General features: G+C 61.7%; 26 protein-coding genes and 1 tRNA gene. All 27 read right to left on the bottom strand.

Annotated elements, in window-relative coordinates; genetic code table 11:
• Window positions 1-147: 147 nt before the first annotated feature.
• The gene (locus HGI30_RS10135) at window positions 148-969 is read right to left on the bottom strand and encodes a CheR family methyltransferase (protein ID WP_168907450.1); all 822 of its coding nucleotides are present in this window, start codon (window positions 967-969) and stop codon (window positions 148-150) included.
• On the bottom strand, window positions 941-1,384 hold the full coding sequence (gene ndk / locus HGI30_RS10130) for a nucleoside-diphosphate kinase (RefSeq protein WP_168907449.1): 444 nt from the start codon (window positions 1,382-1,384) through the stop codon (window positions 941-943). Before ndk ends, HGI30_RS10135 begins: the two co-directional genes overlap by 29 nt.
• Before the next feature lie 62 nt (window positions 1,385-1,446).
• Window positions 1,447-2,421, bottom strand: a complete 975-nt coding sequence (locus HGI30_RS10125; RefSeq protein ID WP_168907448.1) for a polyprenyl synthetase family protein — start codon at window positions 2,419-2,421, stop codon at window positions 1,447-1,449.
• A 4-nt stretch (window positions 2,422-2,425) separates the two neighbouring features.
• Complete coding sequence (locus tag HGI30_RS10120) at window positions 2,426-3,280, bottom strand: menaquinone biosynthesis protein (RefSeq protein ID WP_168909820.1); 855 nt, start codon at window positions 3,278-3,280, stop codon at window positions 2,426-2,428.
• Window positions 3,267-3,896 (bottom strand): UbiX family flavin prenyltransferase, encoded by a 630-nt coding sequence (locus HGI30_RS10115; RefSeq protein ID WP_407945022.1) that lies wholly within the window; start codon window positions 3,894-3,896, stop codon window positions 3,267-3,269. Before HGI30_RS10115 ends, HGI30_RS10120 begins: the two co-directional genes overlap by 14 nt.
• Window positions 3,893-4,771, bottom strand: a complete 879-nt coding sequence (locus HGI30_RS10110) for a UbiA-like polyprenyltransferase (protein WP_168907446.1) — start codon at window positions 4,769-4,771, stop codon at window positions 3,893-3,895. The genes HGI30_RS10115 and HGI30_RS10110 overlap by 4 nt, the downstream gene beginning before the upstream one ends.
• Window positions 4,768-5,487: a demethylmenaquinone methyltransferase gene (locus HGI30_RS10105; protein WP_168907445.1), complete on the bottom strand. Its 720-nt coding sequence runs from the start codon at window positions 5,485-5,487 to the stop codon at window positions 4,768-4,770. Before HGI30_RS10105 ends, HGI30_RS10110 begins: the two co-directional genes overlap by 4 nt.
• Window positions 5,484-6,359 (bottom strand): heptaprenyl diphosphate synthase component 1, encoded by an 876-nt coding sequence (locus tag HGI30_RS10100; protein WP_168907444.1) that lies wholly within the window; start codon window positions 6,357-6,359, stop codon window positions 5,484-5,486. Before HGI30_RS10100 ends, HGI30_RS10105 begins: the two co-directional genes overlap by 4 nt.
• Window positions 6,360-6,458: 99 nt before the next feature.
• Window positions 6,459-6,980 carry a hypothetical protein gene (locus HGI30_RS10095; RefSeq protein ID WP_168907443.1) on the bottom strand — a complete coding sequence of 174 codons (522 nt, stop codon included), beginning with the start codon at window positions 6,978-6,980 and terminating at the stop codon, window positions 6,459-6,461.
• Window positions 6,981-7,172: 192 nt separating this feature from the next.
• The gene (gene mtrB / locus HGI30_RS10090; protein ID WP_168907442.1) at window positions 7,173-7,394 is read right to left on the bottom strand and encodes a trp RNA-binding attenuation protein MtrB; all 222 of its coding nucleotides are present in this window, start codon (window positions 7,392-7,394) and stop codon (window positions 7,173-7,175) included.
• An 86-nt stretch (window positions 7,395-7,480) separates the two neighbouring features.
• Window positions 7,481-7,557 (bottom strand) — tRNA-Pro (locus HGI30_RS10085).
• A gap of 369 nt (window positions 7,558-7,926) precedes the next feature.
• On the bottom strand, window positions 7,927-8,181 hold the full coding sequence (locus tag HGI30_RS10080; RefSeq protein ID WP_168907441.1) for a hypothetical protein: 255 nt from the start codon (window positions 8,179-8,181) through the stop codon (window positions 7,927-7,929).
• Window positions 8,182-8,852: 671 nt separating this feature from the next.
• Entirely contained in the window at window positions 8,853-9,128 is a 276-nt protein-coding gene (locus HGI30_RS10075) for an HU family DNA-binding protein (protein ID WP_028599779.1), read from the bottom strand.
• A 166-nt stretch (window positions 9,129-9,294) separates the two neighbouring features.
• Entirely contained in the window at window positions 9,295-10,287 is a 993-nt protein-coding gene (locus HGI30_RS10070; RefSeq protein ID WP_168907440.1) for an ABC transporter permease, read from the bottom strand.
• The gene (locus tag HGI30_RS10065) at window positions 10,284-11,801 is read right to left on the bottom strand and encodes a sugar ABC transporter ATP-binding protein (protein ID WP_168907439.1); all 1,518 of its coding nucleotides are present in this window, start codon (window positions 11,799-11,801) and stop codon (window positions 10,284-10,286) included. Before HGI30_RS10065 ends, HGI30_RS10070 begins: the two co-directional genes overlap by 4 nt.
• 87 nt (window positions 11,802-11,888) lie before the next feature.
• Window positions 11,889-13,001 carry a sugar ABC transporter substrate-binding protein gene (locus tag HGI30_RS10060; protein WP_168907438.1) on the bottom strand — a complete coding sequence of 371 codons (1,113 nt, stop codon included), beginning with the start codon at window positions 12,999-13,001 and terminating at the stop codon, window positions 11,889-11,891.
• Between the two features lie 327 nt (window positions 13,002-13,328).
• Entirely contained in the window at window positions 13,329-14,807 is a 1,479-nt protein-coding gene (spoIVA, locus tag HGI30_RS10055) for a stage IV sporulation protein A (RefSeq protein WP_168907437.1), read from the bottom strand.
• Between the two features lie 266 nt (window positions 14,808-15,073).
• A complete protein-coding gene (locus HGI30_RS10050) occupies window positions 15,074-15,841 on the bottom strand; it encodes a YphF family lipoprotein (protein ID WP_168907436.1) in 768 nt (255 codons plus the stop codon).
• Window positions 15,838-16,224 (bottom strand): 2Fe-2S iron-sulfur cluster-binding protein, encoded by a 387-nt coding sequence (locus tag HGI30_RS10045; protein ID WP_168907435.1) that lies wholly within the window; start codon window positions 16,222-16,224, stop codon window positions 15,838-15,840. The genes HGI30_RS10050 and HGI30_RS10045 overlap by 4 nt, the downstream gene beginning before the upstream one ends.
• 17 nt (window positions 16,225-16,241) lie before the next feature.
• Entirely contained in the window at window positions 16,242-16,538 is a 297-nt protein-coding gene (locus tag HGI30_RS10040; protein ID WP_168907434.1) for a 2Fe-2S iron-sulfur cluster-binding protein, read from the bottom strand.
• Window positions 16,539-16,556: 18 nt separating this feature from the next.
• Window positions 16,557-16,739, bottom strand: a complete 183-nt coding sequence (locus HGI30_RS10035; RefSeq protein WP_168907433.1) for a DUF2768 family protein — start codon at window positions 16,737-16,739, stop codon at window positions 16,557-16,559.
• Between the two features lie 134 nt (window positions 16,740-16,873).
• Window positions 16,874-17,149 (bottom strand): stage VI sporulation protein F, encoded by a 276-nt coding sequence (locus HGI30_RS10030; RefSeq protein ID WP_168907432.1) that lies wholly within the window; start codon window positions 17,147-17,149, stop codon window positions 16,874-16,876.
• Window positions 17,150-17,284: 135 nt separating this feature from the next.
• Window positions 17,285-18,313 carry an NAD(P)H-dependent glycerol-3-phosphate dehydrogenase gene (locus tag HGI30_RS10025; protein ID WP_168907431.1) on the bottom strand — a complete coding sequence of 343 codons (1,029 nt, stop codon included), beginning with the start codon at window positions 18,311-18,313 and terminating at the stop codon, window positions 17,285-17,287.
• A gap of 10 nt (window positions 18,314-18,323) precedes the next feature.
• Entirely contained in the window at window positions 18,324-18,923 is a 600-nt protein-coding gene (gene plsY, locus HGI30_RS10020) for a glycerol-3-phosphate 1-O-acyltransferase PlsY (RefSeq protein ID WP_168907430.1), read from the bottom strand.
• A 12-nt stretch (window positions 18,924-18,935) separates the two neighbouring features.
• Entirely contained in the window at window positions 18,936-20,258 is a 1,323-nt protein-coding gene (gene der, locus HGI30_RS10015; RefSeq protein ID WP_168907429.1) for a ribosome biogenesis GTPase Der, read from the bottom strand.
• Window positions 20,259-20,357: 99 nt separating this feature from the next.
• Window positions 20,358-20,543, bottom strand: coding sequence for a capping complex subunit for YIEGIA (locus HGI30_RS10010; RefSeq protein WP_168907428.1), 186 nt, complete (start codon window positions 20,541-20,543; stop codon window positions 20,358-20,360).
• Window positions 20,536-21,423: a YIEGIA family protein gene (locus tag HGI30_RS10005; protein ID WP_168909819.1), complete on the bottom strand. Its 888-nt coding sequence runs from the start codon at window positions 21,421-21,423 to the stop codon at window positions 20,536-20,538. The genes HGI30_RS10010 and HGI30_RS10005 overlap by 8 nt, the downstream gene beginning before the upstream one ends.
• Window positions 21,424-21,426 lie beyond the last annotated feature (3 nt).

The raw sequence follows: 21,426 nt of genomic DNA, 5'->3' as shown, positions 1-21,426 counted from the left end.
CCGGCAGGGGATGATTCCCGCTTCGGCGCGTGCAGCCCTGATCGGCTTGAAGGCCGTCCCGTCCCAGTTTCTTTGCCCATTATAGTATAAGGTTTGTCCGTTTGACAAGAAACAAGCCCGGCCGAAGGCGGCCGGGCTTGGCGATGGTCAGGCTTTGCGGCGGTAGAAGAACGTGTCGGCCGACTCCAGTCCATAGTCGCTCGGAGAGAAGATTTGCTCCGTGCTCCCGACGAACAGGATGCCTCCCGGGCGCAGCGCTTCCGCGAACTTGCGATAGAGGAGCGTCTTGGCCTCTTCCGTGAAATAAATCATGACGTTGCGGCAGATGATGAGATCATAAGGCCCGTCGAAGCGGTCGTCCAGCAGATTATGCTGGCGGAAGCGGATGATGCGGCGCAGCTCCGGGCGAACGGCATAGCCGCCTGGAATGGCGGCAAAATGCTTGTCCAGCAGACGCCTCGGCACATCCTTGACCGAACGGGAATGGTATTCGCCCGCCTCCGCCTTGGCGAGCACGCCTCGGTCAAGGTCGGTCGCCGCGATCTCGGAGCGTCCGGCAGCCCCCAGCTCCTCCAGCAGAATCGATAGCGTATAGGGCTCCTCTCCCGTAGAGCAGGCGGCGCTCCAGCAGCGCAAGCGGGAGCTCTGCCCGAGCAGCTCCGGCAGGAAGCGGCTGCCTAGCACCTCCCATCGACCGGGATTGCGCCAGAATTCGGAGACGTTGATCGTCATCCGGTCCAGAAACTCGTCCATCAGCTCCGACGAGCGGCTGAGCGCCTGCCAATAGGCGTCGAAAGTGGTGAAGCCGTGGCGGAGCCGCAGCGTCGTGAGCCGCCGTTTCATTTGGTTTTCCTTATATTGCGACAGGTCGATGCGGGTATGAGCGCGGATCTGCTCGATGAAGCGGGCGAAGTCCGGGTCCGCCAGCGCCGCCGCGGAATCAGATCCAGCGTGCGATGGTCCGGTCATAGTCGACGATCTCCTCCGGCGCGAACCAAAGTGCGATCTCCCTCTCGGCATTTTCGGCGGAATCGGAGCCGTGCACGAGATTGAGGTTCGTATGTACGGCGTAATCGGAGCGGATCGTGCCGGGCGCCGCCTCGACGGCGTCGGTCTTGCCGATCATCGCGCGCGTGAGGGCGATGGCGTTGTCCGCCTCCCATACCATGGCGAAGACAGGACCTGCGGTAATGAATACGATCAGCTTGTCGTAGAACGGCTTGCCCTTGTGCTCGGCGTAATGCGTCTCCGCGAGCTCCTGGCTCACCTTCATGAACTTGGCGGCTGCGAGCTGCAGTCCTTTTTTTTCGAAGCGGGACATGATCTCGCCGACCAGCCCTCTCTGCACGCCATCCGGCTTGACCATGATGAGCGTTCTTTCCATGCGCTTCCCTCCTGGATCGATGCGGCTGCCGATGCTTTCGGTCCGACTGCGGCCTGTTCGCGTCAATAGCTGCGTTTATTGATGAAATGTGCGATGTCGGTCAAGTTCTTTTTCGCCGGAAGATCCGGAAGTCCTGCCAGCGCGGACAAAGCTTTTGCCGTGAACGTCTCCGCCATCTGTTCCGCGGTGGCGACGCCCCGGCTGCCGCGGATGAGCTGGATGGCCGCATGCGTGTCGGCGCGTCCCTCGCTTTCGCGGATGGCGCGGATTTCATGCAGCAGCGGCTCCCGGCGGTCCTGCTCCTGGAGCGCCAGCAGCACCGGCAGCGTCATGTTGCCTTGGCGGATGTCCGAACCAGGCGGCTTGCCGATCTGCTTCTCCGTGCCGAGCAGGTCGAGCAGATCGTCGCGGATCTGGAACGCCATGCCCGTATTGTACCCGAACCGATAGAGAAGGCTGCTCGTCCAGCGGTCCGCTCCCGCCGCGACCGCGCCCATCTCGCAGCTGATGGCGATGAGCAAAGCGGTCTTGCGCCGGATGCGCCGCAAATAATTTCGGACGGACTGCTCCGTATGGAAGAAGTCTCGCACCTGCTCCATCTCTCCGATGCACATCTGCACCATCGCCCGCGCGAGGATGCGGTGCAGCTCCGGCTCCCGCGCTTCGGTCATCAGTCCAAGCGCCTTGGCATAGATGAAGTCTCCCGTGTACATCGCGATGCGGTTGTCCCACTTCGCTCCGACCGTCGGCTGGCCGCGCCGGGTGCGCGCGTTGTCGATGACGTCGTCATGGACGAGGCTCGCGCTATGGATCAGCTCCAGCGAGACCGCGACGCGCTGGAGCTCCTCCAGCCGATACTCTCCAAAGCGGCCGGCAAGCAGCACGAATACCGGACGGATGCGCTTGCCGCCCGCCTGCAGCAGGTGCAGGGAAGACTCGCCCAGCAGGCTGTCGTCATCGGCTACGGCCGCCTCGAGCTGGCGCTCGATGCCGTTCAGCTCGCCTTTCATTTTGGCATACAGGTCTAGCAGTTTCATTCGTTCACCTGCCTGTCGATAATTGCGGATCCATGAATGCGAGCGACGCCGGCTCGCCGATAAGTCCGAGCTGATGCGCGTAGCGGTAGTACAGTTCCAATCCTTCGCGCAGCTCCGGACCGAAGTCGTAGCGCAGAGCGCCGAAATACTCTCTCCAGTAAGCGGCCTTGCCGCCGACCGAAGCGGTCGCGCGCTCGACGAGCGGCTCGGGATCGGCGACGCTGCGGCGGCGGCTCTCCAGCAGGTCGCGATGCAGATGCAGCACCTCGGCCGGACGGGAGGCGAGCGCGTCCCGCCTCGCGGCGACGACCGCATAGGTCATGCCGAGTCCCGTCCACCGATGCCATTCCTCCCCGAGGTCCATGACCTCCAGGCCATGCTCTTCCCAGCTGGCGCGGATGGCGCTGTCTCCGATGAGCAGCGCCGCGTCGTTGTCCTGGAGCATCGCCCGGAGATCCGGCTGCATGACCGTATAGTCAGGATTCCCGTCGTACCGCAGCGCGAGGATCATCTTGAGCAGATTGATCGACGTCGCCGACGTGTCCGTCAGCGCGATCCTTCCCCGCAGCGCTTCGCGGAGCGGCTTTTTGAGGAACAGCAGAATGGAGCGCACAGGGCCGACTGTGCCGACCGACAGTCCGGGCAGCAGCGCGTAGCTCTGGGGGTCCATCCCGTAAATAAAGGAGGAGACGGCCGAAACGGCGAGCTCCCCCTCCTGCAGCATGCGGTTCAGCCCTGACGGGACGCGGCGGACGATGCGGTAGTCCTCGGTCTCCTCAGGCACATAGTGGAACAGCGGCCAGGCGTTCGTGTAGTCGATTCTGCCGACGCCGATCGGTCTGTTGTCAGGCACGCCCATCATCTCCCCACCGACGGAACAAGTCATGCTCGAAGCCCATCAGATCCAGCAGCTTGCCCACCAGAAAATCGATCAGGTCCTCCATCGTTCGAGGTCCGTAGTAGAACGCCGGCATCGCCGGCACGATCGAGACGCCGAGCCTCGACAGCTTGAGCATGTTCTCCAGGTGGATGGCATGCAGCGGCGTTTCGCGGGGGACGAGCAGCAGCCGCCTCCCCTCCTTGAGCATGACGTCCGCGGCGCGGGTCATCAGATTGTCCGAGGAGCCGTGGGCGACCGCCGACAGTGTCCCCATCGAGCACGGGACGATGACCATGCCTTGCATGCGGTAGGAACCGCTGGCGATGTTCGCTCCGATATCGCCGCTCGGATACAGCCGCAGCCGCCCGTCGTCGGCCGCTTCGCCGAATGCGCGGCGGATCGAGTCCTGGCGCCTCGCAGCGTCCCAGCCGAGCTCCTCCTTCAGCACCCGCCAGCCGGCGTCGCTGATGACGAGGCCGACCTCGCAGCCGGCCTTGAGCAGCTCCTCGATCAGGCGCACGCCATAGATCGCTCCGCTCGCTCCCGTAATGCCGACCGCCCAGCGCGTCGCGCGCGCCTCTCCCTTGCCGCTCATGTCCATGCCCTCAGCACGGTCAGGTCAAGCAGCGTGAAGACGAGCATCGTGATGCTGAGCCATCCGTTCATCGTGAAGAAGGCGGTCTGCAGACGGCTCATGTCGTTCGGTCCGAGAATGAGATGTTCGTAAAACAGGATGCCGATCGAAAGCGCGACTCCGGCCAGGTAGATCCAGCTTAGGTCCGTCATGAAAAACAACGCGACGAAGCAAGCGGCCGTGACGAGATGGAACGCCTTGGCCAGATGCAGTGAGCGGACGACGCCGAAGCGCGCCGGGATGGAATAGACCTTTTCCGTGCGGTCGAAGTCGATGTCCTGAAGCGCGTAGATCGTATCGAAGCCCGCGAGCCAGAAGACGATGCCGATGTAGAACACCCAGGCCGCCGGCTCGAACGAGCCCGTGACGGCGACCCAGCCGCCGAGCGGCGCGAGGCCGATCGTCAGGCCGAGGATGATGTGGCATAGCCAGGTGAAGCGCTTGGCATAGGAATAGATGACGAGGAAGAATACGGCGATCGGCATCAGCTTCACGCAGATGGGATCGAGCCGGGACGCCGCCCAGAAAAAGAGCAGGAATGAAATCACGACGAAAAGCACGACCTCGCCGGTCTTCAGCAGCCCGGCTGGCAGTGCCCTCTTTTCCGTCCGCGGATTTTTGAGATCGATCGCCTGGTCAATCAGGCGGTTGAGCCCCATGGCCGCGCTGCGCGCGCCGAACATCGCCAGCGTGATCCAGCCTGCCTCGGCCCAGCCCGGCAAGCGGCCTTCCATCGTGACGGCGCCGAGCAGCATGCCGATATAGGCGAACGGCAAGGCGAAAATCGTATGCTCGAACTTGATCATTTCGAGAAAAATGCGTACTTTGCGAATCATCTTGCGTCCGTCCCCTTCGTCCCGATATGAAGCGCCGCGATGCCGCCCGTAAGCGGATCCGCGCTGACGGACTCCAAGCCGGTCTTGCGGAAGATGTCCGCAAGCTCCCGGCGTCCCGGGAACGACTTCAGCGATTCCGGAAGCCACTTGTACTGGTCGTACGACTTGGCCACCAGCTTGCCGAGACGAGGCAGAAGATGCTCGAAGTACACGTAATAAAGGCTTTTGAACGGCTGCCACGTCGGCTTGGACAGCTCGAGGCAGACGACTTTGCCGCCTGGCTTGACGACTCGCTTCATCTCGCGCAGCACCTGCTCCAGATCCGGCACGTTGCGCAGGCCGAAGCCGATCGTAGCGAAGTCGAAGCTGTCGTCCGGATAAGGCAGGGACATCGCGTTGCCCTGCACGAGCTCGATCTGGCCGCCGAGGCGCTCCCGATCGACCTTGGTCTGGCCGACCTCCAGCATGGCCGGACTGAAGTCGAGCCCGACGATCCGCCCGGTGCCGCTTGCCTTGGCGATGGCCAGCGTCCAATCGCAAGTGCCGCAGCAGAGGTCGATCGCCGTATCTCCGGGGCGAACCGCCATCTTGCGCATCGTGAACTTCCGCCATGCCTTGTGCTGGCGGAAGCTGAGCAGATCGTTCATCATGTCGTATTTCGGCGCTATCTTTTGGAATACCGAGTGGACATGGGATTCCTTGGAGCTTGAGTTCATCTGCGTTGTCTCCTCGACTCGCCTGCCGTCCCGGCCGCGGCCGCCTCCACCGGGGCCAACAGCATCTGGCCGATGGCTGCCGCCTCCTCGGCTAGCGTCGCCGGAACGATGTCGGACGCGAGCTGCCCGAACCGGGACGCTCTCTCGCCGAGCTTGTCCGCCCATAGAGCGGTCAGGCCGTATTTTTCAGTTAACATCCTCTGGTCGCCCGCTTCGGCGCGCTCCAGTAGCCTGCGGTCCCGCTCTTCGCCGTGCTCCATCACGTGCCAGTAGCCCCAGCTCCATGCGAATGCGGACGAGTCCGCTAGCGCAGCCCTCTCCGCCAGCAGCGTCTCCAGGCGCGCCAGCGCATCCACGATCCTCGTCCATGCCGGGCGCAGACGCTCGTCCAGCAAGGCCGCATACCCGTGCAGCAGGACGCCGCGAATCCGCGATTGGCGATCCAGATATTCCTCCGCCCCGAGCCTTCCCCGCTTCATCAGCAAATAAAGCTCGGTCTTGAGGCGGTTGGCCTCGCAGATCGCCTCGCTCTGCCTGCGGATCGTATCGATCCGTCCCGAGCCGGCGAGCAGCTGATAGAATCGGCTGCTGAAATAATCTCCGGCCAGGACGCGCAGCTGCCTCTGGCGCATCTGGCGCATGCCGCGCTCTTCGGACTCCGTATCGACCCGGTCGTGGGTGTCGAGCCCGAGCTGCACGAGCGAAGAAGCGAGCGCATGCAGCTCATGGGGCTCTCCGTCCGCTCCATGCCTCAGGAAACAGCTGAGCAGCCGGGCTCGCGCATCGGGAAACGGAGGCAGATCGGCGAAGCGCTCGATCATGTCATGCTTCGTGTACTTGCCGGCTAAAACGGGTATTCGATAATCTGTCATGAGGGAAGCCTCCGAACCTGACGGCGAAACTTGGGCCGTTCCATAATCTAAATTAGTATACCACAAATGACAGGCGGCCGTACAAACGGCCGCCTCCGCTCAGCGAGCGGGGCGGTCGCTTTTGAAATAAACGAGCCTCAGACGAGACTGCCAAAGCCGGTCGTTCCGCAGCGTGATTCCGCTCCAATCAGCCAGCTCGCTCGGGCCGATCCATCCATCGGTGCGCCGCATGTCGGCCGCGGCGGCAAGGCTTCCCTCTTCCGACTGCAGCCGCGCCAGCAGCCTCGTCACGTTGGAGCTGCGGACGAAGCACAGCTCGGCCAGCCCACGCAAGTCGTCGCGCCATAGAGTGTCGCCGAAACTGCCCTCCCGCGCCCGCAGGTCGACCCTAAGGACGCTTCCGTTCCATTCCACTCGCTCCAGCCGGGGCCCCAGACCGAGCGCCTGCAGGCTGTCGATCAGATTGGATAGGCCGAGCGCCGCAGGCAGCTCGGTCCGGAACGCCGGTCGATCCAGGTCCCGTGCGCCTCCGGGGACGATCGGCAGCAGCGCCAGCAGCAGCATCGCCCCTCCCGCCGCGGCTGCGGCCGCCGCCATCCGCATCCATCCCCCTGCTCTCATGGCCGCGCCCCCTCCCGCCGGACAGCTTGCCTCTGCGGAAGGCTGTCCGATTCTCTACTAGCCAGTATACGGGCCGGGCTGCCGTTTCATGATCGATCGCGGGAGCGGACAAAAGAAAAAGCAGGCTTCACGCCTGCGGCTTGCTGACAGGCTTCACGCCTGCAGCTTGCTGACAGGCTTCACGCCTGCAGCTCAATCTCCCGAGTCCACCGTGCCGTAACGGGTCATGATTGTCGCCCGTCCCCGGATCTTGATGGCGGAGGTATGGTCGGTGAACTGCGCCAGCAGCACCTCGCCCTTGTCGAGCTTCTCCGTATGATGGAAGCGCGTATCCGTGCCTCGAGTCAGTCCGATGACCTGCACGCCCTGATCCTTCGCTTTGATGACGATGTATTCTCCGTGCGGCTGATCCATGATGCATGCTCCTTTCTGCAGGCAATTGCCCTCTAGAAAAAACTGCTCTCCCGATCGGCGTCAGGAAAGCAGCTGCTCGTTATGTATGGTCGGAGTAACAGGATTTGAACCTGCGACCTCACCCACCCCAAGGGTGCGCGCTACCAGGCTGCGCCATACCCCGCCGTTAACTCGCGGCCTCACGTCGGTAAAACGCTTGTCGTACGCCCGTTTCGGCATAAATAGACGAATAATTGCGGCGTTTTCCATTCGGCACGCTTCCGATTATAGCACCGAGGAGCGCACCTTCGCAACATTGCTCAGCGCACTCGCGCAGACGATTTACAAGCTTCCTACTAGATTAAGGCGTTAAGGCGTTTACCGCTATTGTCCGCCCAAATTGCTTTAACGGAACGCCAACCTTTCGCGTCTCAATCGTTTTGTTCAAGGCAACTGCCAAAAACGACGAAAAGGAGCTATTAGGAGGACGTTAAACTGAGTCGCTCCAAGCCTTTACCCAATGTTTAAACCGATGCCAGGCATGATGTGCATCTTACGCAGGGTTAATTGTAATAAACAAAGAGATCAAGTAAGCGATAAGGATAGCGGCGGGAGCAGAAGCCATTATTGCGACTCCCATTAAGTCACGGCCCCGCTTCTTAGCTGCGTAACCGCAGACGACCGCAGCGACAGCTAGAACTGGGGATATAATTAGTGGAAGTAAAAACACGCCGATGATCGCTGCCCACCCATATATGACGATGTCTTTATTTTGCCGGCTCCCTTGCTTCGTTTCAACTACATTCATCTATGCACACTCCTCGAATTCATTACCGTAATATTACCAGTTTTGGTCGGAAACTAAAATAGAACACCCCTTCGTATTTCAACGTTTCTACGCTTAGTTCGTAAGGAGAGCGCGCGAGGATTGTTATCTGTTCTAAGGGTTGACCAAGAGCCTGCCAATTTCCTAGCGTTCATCCGCCTTTTATCCGCAGCATAAAGCTTTTTAAAAATGCGATAACCGCGCTCGCATCTTCGCGTCATTTCCGCCTCTTTCCGCAATCTTGCACTTCCCCTCCGCCATAAGCGCGAACAAGCCCGCCCAGCTTCCACCTTCATAGGTTTTGCCCCAGACATCCTCTCGACCGTTTCAGCAGTATTGCCTCGGCACCTTCGCATTGTAAACATTCGGAACAACAACATCTACATCTTCCTGTTGTTTTAGCGCTCGCTCAACCGCTTATCCGCCAAAATAAAAACCTCCCGTCCAGTTATCGCAATAACTGAATGGAAGGTCGAACTCACGCGTATCCTGCCGAGCATCCGCAATGCGGAAAGGCACGCACACAAACGGGCGATTGTGCGTATGTCGACGTCAGATCCCGCACCTGAGTCACAAGTCGTGACATTGAAGAACTATACTGATTGTCCATAACAAAAAACGTCCGAATGCGGTCATTCGGACGGCGGAGCAGATCAGTTGGAAACCAGGTCCTTGAGCGACTTGCCTGGCTTGAAGGCAGGCGTCTTGCTGGCGGGAATGTCGATCTCCTCGCCCGTCTGCGGATTGCGTCCCTTGCGGGCTTGGCGCTCGCGCACCTCGAAGTTGCCGAAGCCGACGAGCTGCACCTTGTCGCCCGATTGAAGGGCGTCGGAGATGGCTTCGAACACGGCGTCGACCGCTTTCGTCGCATCCTTCTTGGACAGCTCCGCGACCTCGGATACCTTGTTGATCAGATCGGTCTTGTTCAATGATCTCACCTCCTGTAGTTTCTCACCTTATCACATGGTTTTGCCTTTTCCTGCAAAAATATACCTGTTCAGGCGGAACAAACTTATACTAATACAGCCGCAAGCGGAATACAAGGGTATTTTTGGGCGGGCCAAAAGCCCGCTCCGCCCTTCTGCGGCGCGGCATTCACGCCTTGCGCCGGTTCAAATGGATGAACGTGATGGCAAGCGCGAGAACGAGCACGCCGCCTTTGATGAAGTCGTTGGAATAATACGGCACGTTCATCATCGTCAGCCCGTTCAGCAGCACGCCGATCAGCACCGCGCCGAAAAAGGTGCCGACAATGTTGGGACGGCCTGCGCCCAGCACCGAATAGCCGACGAATACGGCCGCGACCGCCTCCATCAGAATAGGCGCGCCTGCGCCCGACTGGCCGCTGCCCGTGCGGGCGGCGAAAAGCAGGCCCCCGACCGCCGCGAACAAGCCGGACAGCACGTACGCCATCGTGCGGATGCGCCGGACGCGCACGCCGGAAAGCCGCGCCGCCTCCTCGTTGCCGCCGGTCATCTCCATCTGGCGCCCCATGCGGGTGTAGGTGAAAAAGACGAAGACGAGGACAAACGCGACGATCATGAGCACGACCGGCACCGGCACGCCCAGAAGCTCGCCTTGACCGAGCCAGAGGAATGACGGCGAGATCGTGCCGGGAGCGGACGTGCCGTCCGGCATGACCATGTTGCTGTAGATCGAATTGCCTTTGGTGAGAATCTGCTGCAGGCCGGAGACGACGTACATGATCGCCAGCGTCGCCAGCAGATCGGGAATGCGGATGCGCACGATGAGCAGCGAATTGATGAGTCCGACGGCCGCTCCGATCGCCAGCGAGCCGATGATGACGACCGCGAGCGGCATCTCGTACCAGACCATGAGCGCCGTCGAGAACGCGATGACCATCGAGACGGTCGAGCCGACCGACAGATCGAAGCCGTCGACCGACAGCGAGAAGGTGACGCCGATGGCGACGAACGCCGTAATCGAGATGGACCTCAGAATCGAGGCCAGATTGTCATAGGTAAAGAAATGCTCGTCCCAAAGCGAGAAGAAAAGAACGACCAGCCCGATGACGATCAGCGAGCCGTATTTGAAAATGAAATCCGTCAGCCTGGCATTGGCGCTCATGCAGCCCCTCCCCTTCCTCCGCTGGCGTGGATCAGAAGCTCCTCTTGAGTGGCCTCTCCGCGCCCGAACTCGCGCACGATGGCGCCGTCGTACAGGACCAGGATGCGGTCGGCGATGCCGATCGCTTCCTGGAACTCGCAGGTCAGGTACAGCACCGCCTTGCCTTGCTGGGCGAGCGACCCAATCACCTGGAAAATATCCCTCTTCGCGCCGATGTCGACGCCTTTGGTCGGTTCATCGAACAAGTAAACGGAAGCATCGGTCGGAATCCATTTGCCGATGCTGACCTTCTGTTGGTTGCCGCCGCTCAGCGTAGAGACGGCTTGGCTGTACCCGGACGTCTTGATGCCGAGCCGGGCGATCAGGCTGTCCGCGCTCTGCTCTTCCCGCCGCCGGGAGAGCAATCCGCCGCGCAGCAGCTTGCCGAGCGTCGGCAGCGTCAGGTTGCGCAGCACGGTGTCGCTTGCCACGATGCCCTGGCGCCGCCGTTCCTCCGGCACGAGCGCGATGCCGCCGCGCACCGCGTCGGCCGGCTGCCTCGTGCGGATCGGCTTGCCCGCGACGCGCACCTGGCCGCCGCTTTGGGCATCCGCACCGAAGATCGCCCGCGACAGCTCGGTCTTCCCGGCTCCGACAAGGCCGACGACCGCCGTGATTTCGCCGCTGCGCACGCTCAGATCGACGCCTTTGACGCGGCTGCCGCTGCGCAAGCCGTCCACCTCCAGAAGCACGGTTCCGATATCGGCCTCCAGCTTCGGGTATTCATCCTCGAAGCGGCGTCCGAGCATGGCGAGCGCGACGTCGTCCGCATCGGTCTCGGAGGCGGGCTTGGTCCAGACGCGCCGTCCGTCGCGCATGACCGTCACGCGGCCGCACAGGCGGAATACCTCCGGCAAGCGATGCGTGATGAACACGATGCCGATGCCATCGGCGCGCAAAGCCTCCATGACGCGGAACAGGCGCTCGGCCTCCTCCAGGCTGAGCGGCGCCGTCGGCTCGTCGAGCACGACGAAGCGAGCCTGCTCCGTCAGCAGCCGAGCGATCAGCACGAGCTGCTTCTCCGCCAGCGTCAGATCGCCAGCCCGCTTGTGCAGCGGAATGTCGGCGCCTAGCCTGCGGAGCGTCTCGCCGGCCTCGCGATGAAGCGCCTTCCAGTCGACCCAGATGCCGGCGCCCGCAGCCGAATGCCGGTCGAGCAGGATGTTCTCCGCGACGCTCAGTCCCGGCACAAGCGCGGTATCGACCTCCTGATAGACGCAGTGGATGCCGAGCTCCTTGGCCGCTTTCGGACTGTCGATGCGCACCGCGGCGCCATCCAGCTCGATTACGCCCTGATCCGCAGCGTAGGCGCCGGATAGAATCTTGATGAGCGTGCTCTTGCCCGCGCCGTTCGCCCCGAGCAGCGCGTGGATTTCTCCGCCGGCCAGCTCGAGGTCGACGCCGTGCAGCGCCGGCACGCCGGAGAACGACTTGGCGATGCCGGCCAGCTTCAGCCGGGAAGTCTTCCTGTCCATGGCTGTACCCTCCCTTTCCTGCCGCAAGCGAAAAATCAGGGAAAGGCGGCCGGCGGCCGCCTTTCCCTATTGCCTGCGAACGAACGTTTACTTGTCCGAGCGGCCCATCCAGTCGGCGATGCCCTGCTCGCTCTTGCCCCAGCCCTCGATGTACTCGCCGAGCTCGGTCGTATTGATCTTCTTGTCTTTCGGCAGCGCGTCTCGCGTCACCATGACGGCCTCCAGGACGACTTTTTCGTCCGTCTGATCGCCATGGAGCTTTTGGTACAGGTAGCGGGTCTGCACGCGTCCGATATCCTTCGGATCGACCGCGATCGAGGCGACCCACGGGGAGTTCTCGTCCTGGATCAGCTGCAGGTCCTCGTCGCTCATGTCGATGCCGTACACCTTGATCTCGTTGCGTCCGGCTTGCTGGATGGCGCGCGTCGCTCCTTTGGCGAACTCGTCCCACGATGCCCAGACCGCGGAGATGTCTCCCTCGTTCGGATACTGCTTCAAAATCGCTTCCATCTGATTTTGCGTGTCGAGGGCCGGCTTGTCCGCCGTGCCGAAATGCGCGATCTCCTTGATGTCCGGGTTCGCGTCCATGAACGCCTTGTAGGAAATCTGGCGGCGCTCCATCGGAGCGAAGCCGGCGACCCATACCTTGACGATATTGCCTTTGCCGCCGATATCCTCTTTCATTTTCTCCAGCAGCTGCTTGGACATCTCCTCGTCGCTCTGCTGCAGCACCGTGACGCCCGGAACGTTCAGGTTGGCGTCGAACGCCACGACCGGAATGCCCTTGTCGACCGCCTTCTTGACGCCGGCCTCCAGCGCCTCGGCCGTGCCGTGGTCGGTCAGGATGCCGTCGAAGCCGCCATTGACCGCCGCATCGAGCTTGGAAGCCATGTCGGCCAGGTTGTTGCCGGCAGCCTGCACCTGCAGCGTGCCGCCGAGGCTTTCGACCTGCTCCTTGACGCCTGCGACATACTGAGCGGAGAACGCGCCTTCGTTGAACTGCATGATGAGCGCGATCTTCTTGCCCTGAAGATTGTCATTGCCCTCGCCGAGCGTAGCGAGGATCGCATTGCCCGGCTTCGCAGCGCCTCCGGCTTCGTTCGCCGGCGCGCCGCTGTCGCCTGCCTTGCTTCCGCAAGCCGCCGTTGCCAGCATCGCCGCTGCGGCTGCGACCAACATTGATTTTCTGCCCCACTTCATCTCTCTTCTTCTCCTCCTGCATGACCGCGCCGCGAATTGCGGCAAGTCTGGTAATTGACCTCATCATAGCATGTTTACCAAGCAAGTCAATCGGAATTTACAACTTTCATGTCGAAAAAAATCGAATCATCGGACTATGAATAATTATAGAACCCATTGACCTAGATGCAAGCCTTTTTTTATAAAGCGTTTTCGGTTCTTCCCCCTTTATTTATAGGTTTTATCTATAATTTTATAGGACTCGTCGCGTTTTTCCCCTCTCTCTTCAACAAGAAAGCCGAATGTCGGATGACATTCGGCTTCAAGCTCATTGCATCTTTATACAGATCAAAGAATGATGGCGATCAAGCCGCCCGAACCTTCGTTGATGATGCGGCCGAGCGTCTCCTGCAGCTTGTAGCGGGCGTTGTCCGGCATCATGGCGATCTTGCCTTGGATGCCTTCGCGCACGATCGAGTGCAGCGAGCGGCCGAACATGTCGGAGTCCCAGACCTTGATCGGATCGTTCTCGAAGTCCTGCATCAGGTAGCGCACGAGCTCCTCGCTTTGCTTTTCCGTCCCGATGATCGGAGCGAACTCCGATTCCACGTCGACGCGGATCATGTGGATCGACGGCGCAGTCGCTTTCAGCCTGACGCCGAATCGCGAGCCTTGACGGATAAGCTCCGGCTCGTCGAGCTGCATCTCGGCCAGCGTCGGGGCGGCGATGCCGTAGCCGGTCGTCTTGACCATCTCCAGCGCTTCGGCGAACCGGTCGTATTCGCGCTTGGCATGCGTGAAGTCCTGCATGAGCTGGAGCAGGTGATCCTTCCCGCGGATCTCGACGCCGACGACCTCCATCAGGATCTGGTCGTACAGCTCGTCAGGCGCGTACAGGTCGATCTCCGCCACGCCTTGGCCCATGTTCATATCGCTCAGACCGGCGCGCGTGATGAAGTCGTATTCCATGAACTGGGCGACTACGCGGTCCACGTCGCGCAGCCGTCGGATGTCCTGGACCGTATCGCGCACCGAGTTCTCGTAGTTGCTGCGGAGCCAATGGTTCTCGCTCAGAACCATGACCCAGCTCGGGAGGTTGACGTTGACCTCGTGCACCGGGAACTCGTAGAGCACCTCGCGCAGCACGGAGATGACTTCCTCCTCGCCCATGCTGGCCGCGCTCAGCGTCATGACCGGGATATCGTATTTCGCCTGCAGCTCCCCGCGCAGCTGGAGCGCTTCCTCGCTTTTCGGCCGCGTCGAATTGATGATCAGCACGAACGGCTTGCCGACCTCTTTGAGCTCCGCGATGACGCGCTCTTCCGACTCGACGTACGAGCTGCGGGGGATCTCGGCGATCGTGCCGTCCGTCGTCACGACGACTCCGAGCGTGGAATGCTCCTGGATGACCTTGCGCGTCCCGATCTCCGCCGCCTCCTGGAACGGAATCGGCTCCTCGAACCACGGCGTCGTAATCATGCGCGGGCCGTTCTCGTCCTCGTAGCCTTTGGCGCCGTCCACCGCATAGCCGACGCAGTCGACGAGCCGCACGTTCACCTCGAGCCCTTCGGCCACATGGATGCGGACGGCCTGATTCGGCACGAATTTCGGCTCCGTCGTCATGATCGTCTTGCCGGCCGCGCTTTGGGGAAGCTCATCCACGGCCCGCACGCGATCGACCTCGCTCGTGATGTTCGGGAGCACGGTCGTTTCCATGAATCGCTTGATGAAGGTCGATTTGCCGGTCCGGACCGCGCCGACGACGCCGAGGTAGATGTCTCCGCCGGTCCGTTCGGCGATATCCTTGAAAATATCCACTTTTTCCACTTTCAGATCCCCTCCCAATCGATTATCCGGTTCGTCGCCTTCCACCGATCAAGAGGGCAGGCAAGCGACGCAACTCGTACATGCTGTGGACTAGTAATAGCTTATTGTCCATCCATCCGGTTTATGACGGTTGCGCCTCACAATCTTGCATCCCGGTCCGGACCGACCCGCCCTTTCAAGAATGTATGATATGCCCTCGCGACAACGAAAAGAACCTCCTTCCAGCGGGATGCGCGGGCATCTCGCGAGAAGGAGGTTCAAGGCGGTCAGGACTCGTCCGGCTGCGGAACCGGCTCCTGGTCGATCAGACGATAGACCGGCGACTTGACCGGCACGAAGTCGGTCTCCTCGGCCAGCAGCGAGCGCAGGTCGACTTCGGGGCCAATCTCGTCCAGGCCTTTTTTTTGGGCCGCACGCATCAGGTCGCTGCCGTAATCGGCATACACCTTGCCCCGCTCGTCCAGCATGAGGGCGAGCGCCCCGCCGGAATAGACGCTGCGCAGCTTCGGCTCCTTGACGCCAAGCTTGGCGTAGTCGATCCGGTAAAAGCCGGGGGAGACGGATTCGCCGCGCGGCACGGCGCCGCCTCCGCGAACGAGGCGGTCGATTTCCGCCTGCGCGTCATTCACCGCCTGAAAGACGGGCAGCGGCATCAGCTTGACGGTAGGGTCCGTTTCCTCGTTTTGAATCAGGAAGTAATAGCTTCCGCCTTTTTCAAACGTGGCGGCAGGCAGCTCCGACAAGTAGCGGCTGCGCTGCAGCTTGGCGAAGTCGACCACGAATTTCTCGTATGCCGGCGTTTCAACCGAAGCGTTTTTGAGCGGCAGAAGGCCGGTTTCCTGCTGGTACAGGTCCACGACCGCCTGGACGCTGGCGACGGCGTCCTTGGCCGGCAGCTGGTTTTGGGCAAGCTGCTCCCGCGGATAAAGGCAGCCCGAAAGCAGCGTGGCCGCCGCGGCGATGGTTGCCGCCGCAAGCAGCCGCCTGCCGAGCGCGCCGATCCGCGCGGCGCTGGTCGTTGTCGTTCGGTTCATTCCATTCCCTCCTGATCCTTCCTGCGAAACGAGCGCAGCCAGCTGTCGTCGTCTTCTTCGGCTTGACGCTCAAGCTGGCGACGCACCGCTGCTTTGAGCGGATTTTCCGGCAGCACGACTTGGCAGTCGCCGAGCGCGCGGCATTGGCAGCCGAGCCTTGAGCCGCCGCCCTCGCCCAGCTTGCGGCGCTCCTGCGGCGTCGGCCGGGAAAGACCTGCCTCGCCATGCTCGGGATGAACGCCGATCTTGCACATGAGGCAAGCGGCCTTGCCGCCGCAGCGGACCGTGAGCGGCCGTCCCGCGAGCCGCGCCGCGTCCAGCAGCGTCGTGCCGGGACGGACGCGCACCGACTTGCCTTCCGGCCAAAACGTGACTTCGACCACGCTTCCCGACTCTCCTTTTAGAAATAAGGCTTGTGACGCACGTCGATGTCAGCGTCGTCAGAGCGGACGACCGCCTGGCAGGAGAGACGGTAGCCCTGCTCAAGCTCTTCCGGCTCGAGCCTGTCCCATTCGGCGTCGGTGACCGGCTCCAGCTGATCCATGCCGCTCCCGATCAGACAGCGGCAGCGCGCGCAGGTGCCTCTGCGGCAAGAAGAGCCCCATTCCGCTTTCGCTTGGAGGGCCAGTTCGAGCAGCGTCGCTCCCTTGACCGCCGGCGTCTCCGTCAGCCGGCTGCGCCCTTGCAGCTTAATCACGTTGCATCTCCTCCCCCTCTACGCAATGATGGAAAATACGCCCAGCAAAAAGCCGACGACGAGCAGCACGAACGCGATCAGCGACAGCGCTCCCCGCAGAATGCCCCGCGTCTTCGCGCGAGCGAACGTAATCATCAGAGCCGAAATGACCATCATCCCGATTCCGATCAGAGAGATCCACATGACTGTCATCGGATCCATCTTCCGACACTCCCATTCCCATTCCGTCGGAGTGCGGCGGCCCCCTTCGGGCCTGTCCGGCGCGGATCGCGCGAAAGGCCGGCAGCGCCGCGGCCGCGGCAGTACCGGCCCCTATCCTCTCCGTACGGATATCCTTATTTTTTGATCATCATCTTCATCAGCGTCTCCAGGTTCCCCATGTTCATGCCGCTGCTCTTGACCGCCTTGACGATCTCGTTCATCGTCTGCTCGGACACCGGAACTTTGGCCATGCTGGCGACCTGCTTCACCAGCTTGCGGAGCTCTTCCTCGCTCTGCATCGTGTCCGGCGTGACGCCGCTGGCAAGCTTCTTGACCTGGTTTTCGGTAATGTTCTTGCCCGTCTTCTTGTTGACCGCGCTCAGGATGTCCTTCGGCGAGTTCTTGCCCATCGTGTCGCCCTCCCCAGGAATGATGGGGCTATAGACGCCGGGTGGTTCCGGCGGCATAACCGCTCTGCCATCATTCTATGAGCGCAGGCGACCAGAGGTGCGGGCGAGCTGCCGGGAAGGACGAACGCCCCCGGTCTACAGCTCGCCCGTGCGGTCGCGGAGCATCAGGCTTTCTACGGCTTCGCGCGGCGCCTTGCCTTGGAACAGCACCTCGTATAGCTGATCGGTGATCGGCATCTCGACGCCGTATCGGGCGGCAAGGGACTTGGCCGATCTCGTCGTGCGCACGCCTTCGACGACCATGCCGACCTTCTCCAGCACCTCGTCCAGCGACAGCCCGCTTGCGAGCAGCGAGCCGGCGCGCCAGTTGCGGCTATGCGGACTGGTGCAGGTCGCCACGAGATCGCCGACGCCGGCGAGCCCGGCGAACGTCATCATGCTCGCGCCCATCGCCTGGCCGAGCCGGCCGATCTCGGCCAAGCCGCGCGTCAGCAAGGCGGCCTTGGCGTTGTCTCCGAATCCGAGGCCGTCGGACAGTCCCGCTCCGAGCGCGATGATGTTCTTGATCGCGCCGGCAACCTCGACGCCGATGACGTCCCGGTTCGTATAGACGCGGAAGCAGGAATTGATGAACGCATCCTGCGCCTGCTCGGCATAGCCTTCCGCTTCCGAGGCGACGACGACGGTCGTCGGCAGCTGCTTCACGACTTCCTCCGCATGGCTTGGTCCCGACAGTACGACGATCGTCTCCAGCGGCCGTCCCAGCTCCTCCGCCAGCACATGCGACATGCGGTCGAGCGAGTCGATCTCGAAGCCTTTGGCCGCATGGACGATGATCGCATCCGGCTCGAGCAGGGAAGCCGCCGCCGCCGCGACCTGGCGCATCGCCGAGCTCGGAGCGGCGAACAGCACCAGCCGGGCGCCTAGAAGCGCTTCCGCCATGTCGGTCGTAGCCGTCAGATTTTCCGGAAGGGCCGCTCCAGGCAAGTATTTCGAGTTGACGTGCAGATCCCGGATCTCCGCAGCTTGAGCGGCATTTCGGGTCCACATGACGACTTGATGGCCGTTCGCCGCCAGGACGGCGGCCAAGGCCGTGCCCCAGCTGCCGGCGACGAGCACGGCCGCTTTCTTGAGCTCGCGGGGCGAGCCGTCCGTTTGTCTCATAGCGGCCCCCTCATGGCTTTTTTGAGCCAAGCTTGTTTTCCGTTCCCTTGAACAGCTTGACCAGATTGCTCCGATGCCGAACGAAAGCGAAGACGCACAGCACGGCCGCAGTCCAGAAGATCGGACCGATCCCGATCAGAAGATAGATGGATAATGGCGTAAGCAGGGCGAATATAAGCGAGCCCAGCGAGACGTAGCGCGTGATGGCGACGAGCGCGATCGCGATGATGCCGGCGTACAGCGACGGAAGGAAGGCAAGCGATGCCATCGCTCCGATCATCGTCGCGATGCCCTTGCCTCCCTTGAAGCGGAAAAAGATCGGCCAATTATGGCCGGCGATGACGGCAAGCGCGCAGACGGCGGGAAGCCAGTCGACGTCCGGAGCGGCCAAGCGTCCGATCCAGACGGCTGCGACGCCCTTGAGAATGTCGAGGACGAACACCGCGATGCCCGGGCCTTTGCCGAGCACGCGCAGCGTATTGGTCGCCCCGGCGTTGCCGCTGCCGTGATGGCGAATGTCGATGCCCTTGAAATAGCGGGCGATCAGGATGCTGAACGAGACGGAGCCGAGCGCATAGCTGGCTGCGATCGCAAGGATGGTTGTCAGCAAGGCTCTTCTCCCCTAATCCTCATCCGACTTCCGGCGGGTGAACAATCGGACCGGCGTGCCCTCGAAATTGAACGCGGCGCGGATCTTGTTCTCCAGATAGCGCTCGTAGGAGAAGTGCATGATCTCCGGCGCGTTGACGAAGATGACGATCGTCGGCGGACGTACCGCGACCTGGGTCACGTAATTGATCCGCAGGCGCCGCCCCTTGTCCGTCGGCGGCGGATTGATCGCCACGGCATCGGAGATGACGTCGTTGAGCAGATGCGTCTGGATGCGCAGCGCATGCTGCTCCGAGACGTGGTTGATGACCGGGAGCAGCTTGTGCAGCCGCGACTTGGTCAGAGCGGACAGGAATACGATCGGCGCATACGTCATGAACAGGAAATGGTCTCGGATGCTCTGGGAAAACAGCTGCATCGTCTTGTCGTCCTTCTCCACCGCGTCCCATTTGTTCACGACGAATACGGAAGCCTTGCCGGCTTCGTGGGCGTAGCCCGCGATATGCTTGTCCTGCTCGATGATGCCTTCCTCGGCATTGATCAGAATGAGCACGACATCTGCCCGCTCGATCGCCTTCAGCGACCGCATGACGCTGTATTTCTCGGTCGATTCGTACACTTTGCCCCGCTTGCGCATGCCGGCGGTGTCGATGAGCACGTAGCGCTGACCGTCCTTTTCGAACGGGGTGTCGATCGCGTCGCGGGTCGTGCCCGCGACATCGCTTACAATGACGCGTTCCTCTCCGAGCAGCGCGTTGACGAGAGAAGACTTGCCTACATTCGGCCGTCCGATGAGGGCGACCTTGATGATGTCCTCGTCATACCCGTCTTCTTCGAGCTCCGGCAGCTTGGATACCGCTTCGTCGAGCAGATCCCCGATGCCGGTGCCATGCGAGCCGGAGATCGCGATCGGACTGCCGAAGCCGAGTCCGAAAAATTCATAAATATCTTCCATGCGGCCTTGATTGTCGACCTTGTTGACCGCGACGACGACAGGCTTGCGCGAGCGGAACAGCATCTGGGCCACTTCCTCGTCGGCCAGCGTCAGTCCGGTCTTGGCGTCGACCATGAAGATGATGACGTCCGCTTCCTCTACGGCGAGCTCCGCCTGCATGCGGACGGACTTCATGATCTCGTCCTCGCCGTCCAATTCAATTCCGCCCGTATCGACAATGCTAAAGGATTTTCCATTCCATTCACCGGTTCCATAGATCCGGTCACGCGTGACGCCCGGCTTGTCCTCCACGATCGCCAGACGGTCGCCTATGACCCGGTTGAAGATCGTGGATTTTCCCACATTCGGCCTGCCCACGATGGCTATAACGGGTCTTGCCATAACATACACCCTCTCAAAAATTCTCACGCCTTCCATCATAGCAAAAAACAGCTGAGTTGGCTAACTTTTCAGGCTCTGCGCCGCCAGACGAACGGAAAATCAGCCTTTATGGTCCACAAGAATGAAGCTTCCGTTCTTGAGATCATGGGCGTTCGCATCCAGAATCTTTTCCAGCAGAAACGCCGTCTGCTCCGCTTTTGCAGGCTCGGTTTCAATGAATACGGGGGCGCCGCCTCCAAGCACCGCGCCTGCTTTCGTTCCGACGACCGCGACGATTCTAGCCATTGTCCTTCGCCTCCTGATTGACGCCCGCCTTGGAAGGCATACGCACCGCCGTCTCCAGCAGCGGGACCCGACTCGCGATTTCAAGCGCCTTCGATTCATCCTTTTCATGCGGCAGGATGAACACGCCGAGCCTGCCGGAGTCCATGTCGAGCTTGGCCATCGGCAGCAGCGCAGGCTCGCCGGTATCGCGATGCACGCCGAGAATCGTGGACAGGTCGTACAGAATCGCCTGTCGTTGGCCCAGGTTGGACAGCGTCACCCGTCCGTTGGCGTTGCGAGGGGCAAGCACCAGGCCGAGTCCGCGCTCGCGGATGATCTGCTGGTCGCTCTCCAGGCCGACGTTCATGATGTAGATGTCGTCCACGTACAGATCGGGGCCGTCCACGCGCACGCGGCCGGCCTGCACATCCGCAATATGGGACAGCGACTTTCCGGATCGCAGCTTCCAGACCGCGGCCAGCGCCAGCACGCCTCCGAGCAGGCCGGCCCAGACGTTGAGCGCGACCGCGCATAGGCTCGCCGCCATCGCGGCGAGGATGACGAGATAGTTCCTGCCCTCGAACACCATGGCGATGCCTTCGATGTAGGACGTGCCTCGCGATACGAGCTCCATCGAGTCCATCTTGGAGAGCGTCTCCCGCTCCATGTTGCGGACGTCCCGGAATTGCTGCGCCGCTACGGTAAGGAACGTCAGCGCCGTCAGGTTCTTCTGGTACAGCGCCGGGACCGCGACCGCTCCGAGCGCGGAGGCGATGAACCCGAGCGAAAGATGGATGATCTGTCCATGCGGAAACGTCGGGTACTGGCGGTAATCGGAGCGGAGCAGCAACAGGCGGGCGATGACGCCGAACCCGATGCCGATCAGCACGGAGGCGACCATCTG

This window comes from Paenibacillus albicereus (genome assembly GCF_012676905.1).
GTDB classification, from domain to species: domain Bacteria; phylum Bacillota; class Bacilli; order Paenibacillales; family Paenibacillaceae; genus Paenibacillus_O; species Paenibacillus_O albicereus.
The sequence above is the reverse complement of the archived record's forward strand: the minus strand, read 5'-3'. Positions and strand labels throughout refer to the sequence as shown.

Excerpts from the sequence above, each read along its gene's own strand:
- HGI30_RS10135 (WP_168907450.1), bottom strand. The coding sequence starts at position 969 with ATGACCGGACCATCGCACGCTGGATCTGATTCCGCGGCGGCGCTGGCG.
- ndk (WP_168907449.1), bottom strand. The coding sequence starts at position 1,384 with ATGGAAAGAACGCTCATCATGGTCAAGCCGGATGGCGTGCAGAGAGGG.
- HGI30_RS10125 (WP_168907448.1), bottom strand. The coding sequence starts at position 2,421 with ATGAAACTGCTAGACCTGTATGCCAAAATGAAAGGCGAGCTGAACGGC.
- HGI30_RS10120 (WP_168909820.1), bottom strand. The coding sequence starts at position 3,280 with ATGGGCGTGCCTGACAACAGACCGATCGGCGTCGGCAGAATCGACTAC.
- HGI30_RS10115 (WP_407945022.1), bottom strand. The coding sequence starts at position 3,896 with ATGAGCGGCAAGGGAGAGGCGCGCGCGACGCGCTGGGCGGTCGGCATT.
- HGI30_RS10110 (WP_168907446.1), bottom strand. The coding sequence starts at position 4,771 with ATGATTCGCAAAGTACGCATTTTTCTCGAAATGATCAAGTTCGAGCAT.
- HGI30_RS10105 (WP_168907445.1), bottom strand. The coding sequence starts at position 5,487 with ATGAACTCAAGCTCCAAGGAATCCCATGTCCACTCGGTATTCCAAAAG.
- HGI30_RS10100 (WP_168907444.1), bottom strand. The coding sequence starts at position 6,359 with ATGACAGATTATCGAATACCCGTTTTAGCCGGCAAGTACACGAAGCAT.
- HGI30_RS10095 (WP_168907443.1), bottom strand. The coding sequence starts at position 6,980 with ATGAGAGCAGGGGGATGGATGCGGATGGCGGCGGCCGCAGCCGCGGCG.
- mtrB (WP_168907442.1), bottom strand. The coding sequence starts at position 7,394 with ATGGATCAGCCGCACGGAGAATACATCGTCATCAAAGCGAAGGATCAG.
- HGI30_RS10080 (WP_168907441.1), bottom strand. The coding sequence starts at position 8,181 with ATGAATGTAGTTGAAACGAAGCAAGGGAGCCGGCAAAATAAAGACATC.
- HGI30_RS10070 (WP_168907440.1), bottom strand. The coding sequence starts at position 10,287 with ATGAGCGCCAATGCCAGGCTGACGGATTTCATTTTCAAATACGGCTCG.
- HGI30_RS10065 (WP_168907439.1), bottom strand. The coding sequence starts at position 11,801 with ATGGACAGGAAGACTTCCCGGCTGAAGCTGGCCGGCATCGCCAAGTCG.
- HGI30_RS10060 (WP_168907438.1), bottom strand. The coding sequence starts at position 13,001 with ATGAAGTGGGGCAGAAAATCAATGTTGGTCGCAGCCGCAGCGGCGATG.
- HGI30_RS10050 (WP_168907436.1), bottom strand. The coding sequence starts at position 15,841 with ATGAACCGAACGACAACGACCAGCGCCGCGCGGATCGGCGCGCTCGGC.
- HGI30_RS10035 (WP_168907433.1), bottom strand. The coding sequence starts at position 16,739 with ATGGATCCGATGACAGTCATGTGGATCTCTCTGATCGGAATCGGGATG.
- HGI30_RS10030 (WP_168907432.1), bottom strand. The coding sequence starts at position 17,149 with ATGGGCAAGAACTCGCCGAAGGACATCCTGAGCGCGGTCAACAAGAAG.
- HGI30_RS10025 (WP_168907431.1), bottom strand. The coding sequence starts at position 18,313 with ATGAGACAAACGGACGGCTCGCCCCGCGAGCTCAAGAAAGCGGCCGTG.
- der (WP_168907429.1), bottom strand. The coding sequence starts at position 20,258 with ATGGCAAGACCCGTTATAGCCATCGTGGGCAGGCCGAATGTGGGAAAA.
- HGI30_RS10010 (WP_168907428.1), bottom strand. The coding sequence starts at position 20,543 with ATGGCTAGAATCGTCGCGGTCGTCGGAACGAAAGCAGGCGCGGTGCTT.
- HGI30_RS10005 (WP_168909819.1), bottom strand. The coding sequence starts at position 21,423 with ATGGTCGCCTCCGTGCTGATCGGCATCGGGTTCGGCGTCATCGCCCGC.